Annotated in this window: 2 protein-coding genes and 1 pseudogene; 2 read left to right on the forward strand and 1 reads right to left on the reverse strand. The window is 72.9% G+C overall.

Going from position 1 to position 2,581, the window contains the following annotated elements; genetic code table 11:
- The coding region (locus ACFU99_RS15570) for a TetR family transcriptional regulator (RefSeq protein ID WP_384391402.1) at window positions 1–567 on the forward strand (567 nt) is incomplete at its 5' end.
- A gap of 72 nt (window positions 568–639) precedes the next feature.
- Window positions 640–2,094 (forward strand): FAD-dependent monooxygenase, encoded by a 1,455-nt coding sequence (locus tag ACFU99_RS15575; protein ID WP_384391405.1) that lies wholly within the window; start codon window positions 640–642, stop codon window positions 2,092–2,094.
- 20 nt (window positions 2,095–2,114) lie between these two features.
- Here the strand turns inward: ACFU99_RS15575 and ACFU99_RS15580 are convergent.
- Window positions 2,115–2,581 (reverse strand): annotated as a pseudogene (locus ACFU99_RS15580) (ABC transporter permease subunit); the annotation flags it as partial.

The raw sequence follows: 2,581 nt of genomic DNA on the forward strand, positions 1-2,581 counted from the left end.
GCGCTCAGCTGGGCGGCGCTGCGACTGGTCGTCGAGCGCGGGCTCGACGCGGTCAAGGTGGAGGACATCGCCGAGGCGGCGGGCGTCTCGCCGCGCACGTTCAACAACTACTACTCCAGCAAGGGCGAGGCGATCGTCGCCCGTCACCTCGACCGCTGCCTCGGCGTCGCGGACGCGCTGCGCGAGGACCCCGCGGAGCCGCTGTGGGAGGCGATCCCCCGCGCGGTGCTCACGGGTTTCGCGCCGGACGCCGTGTCGGCCGCGTACCCCGTGTCCGACGTGGCGCAGTGGACGGCGGGCGTCCGCGCGATGCTCGCCGAACCCGCCCTGCAAGGCGAGATGCTGCGCGCCGGGGCCGTCGCCGAGGCCGAGATCGCCGCGGCCGTCGCCGACCGTACGGGCACCGACCCGAAGCAGGACCTGTACCCGCACCTCGTCGCGTCCGCGGTCGTCGCCGCGATCAACGCCGCCATGGCACACCACCTCCGGACCGACCCGCCCGTGCCGGTGAGCCGCCTGCTCAAGGACGGCCTCGCCCGGATCGCGGCGGGGCTGCCCGCCCCCTAGACAACCCTCGTGAAGGAACAGCCCGGCGGGCCGCCGGGCCGATGTTCCCTGCCCGGAAAAGGAGTTCGTCCCATGATCGATGTCGTCATCGCGGGCGCCGGCCCCAACGGCCTGATGCTCGCCTGTGAACTCGCCCTGGCCGGCGTGCGTCCGGTCGTCCTGGAGCGGCTCGCCGAGCCGGTCGACGAGCAGCGCGCGAACGGCCTGGTCGGCCAGGTCATCCGGATGCTCGACCGGCGCGGCCTGTACGAGCGGCTGACCGAACCCGGCGCCGTGCCCGAGCCCGCGCCCGGCTTCGTCTTCGGCGCGTTCCCGCTCGCCCTGCGCGACCTGCCGGACAACTCGCTCTACATCCTGCCGGTGCCGCAGCGCCGGATAGAGAAGATGCTCGCCGAGCGCGCCGCCGAGCTGGGCGTCGAGGTCCGCCGAGGCCACGAGGTCACCGGCCTGACGCAGGACGAGCACGGCGTACGGATCGGGATACGGGACCGGGAGCCCGTCGAGGCGGCGTTCCTGGTCGGGGCCGACGGCGGGCACAGCACGGTCCGGGGGCTCGCCGGAATCGACTTCCCCGGCATCACCTCGGACGACTCGGTCTCGCACTCCGGACATGTGCGCGTGGACCCGGAGCTGGTCGGGGAGGACGGCGGGCTGACCGTGCCCGGCTTCGGCGTCGTACCGCCGTTCCAGCATCTGCGCACGGAGAACGGCCTGTTCACCTGGGCGCCGTTCCCGGGTGACGATCCGAAGGTCAGCACGGCGGAGTGGAACCAGCCGGCCGAGGGCGAGAACTCGTTCGACGCGCTGCGGGCCAGCGCCTCCCGCGTCCTCGGCGTGGACGCGCCGCTCGCCCCGCCGGCCGGCCCCGGCCCGCACCTGATCAGGCGGCTGTTCGGCGGCAACACCCGGATCGCGGCGCGGTACCGCGCGGGCCGCGTCCTGCTGCTCGGGGACGCCGCGCACGTGCACTCGGCGATCGGCGGACCGGGGCTCAACATGGGCCTCCAGGACGCGGTGAACCTCGGCTGGAAGCTGGCCGCCGAGGTGCGCGGCCACGCGCCCGAGGGGCTGCTGGACACCTATGAGTCGGAGCGGTCGCCGGTGGCGCGGCGGGTCGCCATGCACACGCAGGCGCAGTCGCTGCTCACCCGGCCGGGCGGCGATGTGACCGCGCTGCGCGAGCTGTTCGGCGAGCTGCTCGACCAGCCCTCGACGCGGCAGCACATCGCGGACCTGCTGTCCGGCGCGGACGTCGCGTACGAGATGGGGGCGGCGACCGGTCCGCTCGTGGGCCGGTGGGCGCCGGACCTGCCGGGCCTGCGCGAGCTGACCCGTACGGCCCGCCCGCTCCTCCTGGACCCGACCGGCGCGCTGGATGCGGGCCGCTGGTCCCGGCGCGTCGACACCGTGACCGTCCCGGAGCTCGACACCGCGCTCCTGCTGCGGCCGGACTGCTACGTCGCCTGGCAGGGCGGCACGGACGCCGGTCTGCACGAGGCGCTGGGCGCCTGGTTCAAGGCGGCCTGAGCCGTGTGCCGGCGGGCGCGCTACTGCTGCCCGGCGCCCGGCAGCAGCGTGCCCGGTTCGGGGGCGTTCACCTCGACCGCCTCCGTCTTGAGGTTGCGCTGCTGCCGCCTGGCGACCCAGTTGGCGAACCACGACAGCAGCATGCACATTCCGATGTAGATCGGCGAGATCACCATGACGACGGGGATGAACGGCAGATCGTAGTCCAGATTGGAGGCGATCAGCTTGCCCGCGTGGAGGAATTCCTCATAGGTGATGAGGTAGCCGAGCGAGGTGTCCTTGAGGGCCACCACGAGCTGACTGATGATCGTCGGCAGCATCGCCCGTACGGCCTGCGGCACCAGGACGTGCGTCATCACCTGCGTCTTGCGCATCCCCAGCGCTTCGCCAGCACGTAGAAGACCGCGCTGATGGTACGGGTCACGATCAGCGAGCCGACGGCCAGCCAGACGAAGGTCCAGCAGATCCTGTAGCCCTGGCACGTAGA

This window comes from Streptomyces sp. NPDC057654, assembly GCF_042800135.1.
Lineage (GTDB): Bacteria > Actinomycetota > Actinomycetes > Streptomycetales > Streptomycetaceae > Streptomyces.